We start from the raw sequence: 1,219 nt of genomic DNA, 5'->3' as shown, positions 1-1,219 counted from the left end.
AAATCTTTAATTTAGTTAAATTTTCTTTTTTTCTTTACCTATTAAATTATTCTTCCTTAGTTTTTAAATTATTTTTATTTTCATAATGATGATAGCTAGATAAAATACCATCATTATTACTAGCAATAACATATCAAGCATACGAAATTTGACTTCTGTATAACTAGTTTTTTTTACACGAAACTCCAAGTCCTCGTGTCTCAACAGATGCCGACAACTCAGTTGCAGTACATAACATTCGCATTAACATAGGAATCAACATCATTTCATAAACTTTAAAAGGATGTTTTAAAAATCCAAGGAAAGAAATATCAATCCCTCTAGTCTTAATTCCCTGCTTTATACAAGTAATATCCTGTTTTAGAGTAGGAAAAAATCTTAATATAACAGCTAGTGGAATGTTTATATAATATGGAATTTTCATATTTTGCAAGGAAGCTAATACTTCAGATATTTCACTTGTTCTAATCATATTTATAGTTGCGAGTGTCAATGTTATAAAACATAGGAAAAAATAGTGTATTGTAGTTGAAATAAATAATGGACTTATTTCCGCTACCATAAACAACACTATATATAAAGCTAAAAATTTAAAACAAGTTTTGTATATGCCGCTTATCATTCCATATGCAAATACTGACAAAAAAAGTAGAACTTCATACTTTTTACCAGTCAAAGTAAATACTAAAACCCCTATAATTAAAACTTGTAACAACTTAATTCTTGGATCATATCTTATTCCATTTTGTTTACAAGATTTGCTCATTCTTCATATCCCTCACTCTGCAGTAAAAATCTTTTTATTGTTTCAAACTCATCACTTTTCTTTAAATTGATCCTTTTGCTAACAGTATTATTCTCTATAAAAACTGCTTTAGTTGCTACTCTACTTAAAAATTCTAAATCATGAGAAATAACAAAAATCAGTATTCCTTTTTTACGAAGAGTATTAATTGCTTCAGATACGACTTTCATATTTTCATAATCAAGTCCACTGGTTGGCTCATCAAAAATCAGAATTTTTTTATTTGAAGCTATTGCAGCTGCAATAGTAACTCGCTGCTTTTGCCCTCCTGATAAGCTTTGCGGATGTCTATTTCTGAATGATGAAATATTCAATAAAGTTATCGCATTTTCTATTTTTTCATCATTTTGCTTAATACTATTCACAGAACTGAGCATTAACTCAGAAACAACAGAATCGGAGTACAATTGATAA

The 1,219-nt window shown here is 28.2% G+C and carries 1 protein-coding gene and 1 pseudogene; both read right to left on the bottom strand.

Annotated features, from left to right (window positions below; all coding sequences use genetic code 11):
- Positions 1 to 63: 63 nt before the first annotated feature.
- Positions 64 to 766: pseudogene (locus HMPREF9333_RS11970) on the bottom strand (energy-coupling factor transporter transmembrane component T family protein).
- Positions 763 to 1,219: ATP-binding cassette domain-containing protein (locus HMPREF9333_RS11965; RefSeq protein ID WP_005542437.1), on the bottom strand; the 457-nt coding region annotated here is incomplete at its 5' end. The pseudogene HMPREF9333_RS11970 and the gene HMPREF9333_RS11965, both read right to left, overlap by 4 nt.

Origin of the sequence: Johnsonella ignava ATCC 51276, from assembly GCF_000235445.1 — a bacterium.
Lineage (GTDB): Bacteria > Bacillota > Clostridia > Lachnospirales > Lachnospiraceae > Johnsonella > Johnsonella ignava.
The sequence above is the reverse complement of the archived record's forward strand: the minus strand, read 5'-3'. Positions and strand labels throughout refer to the sequence as shown.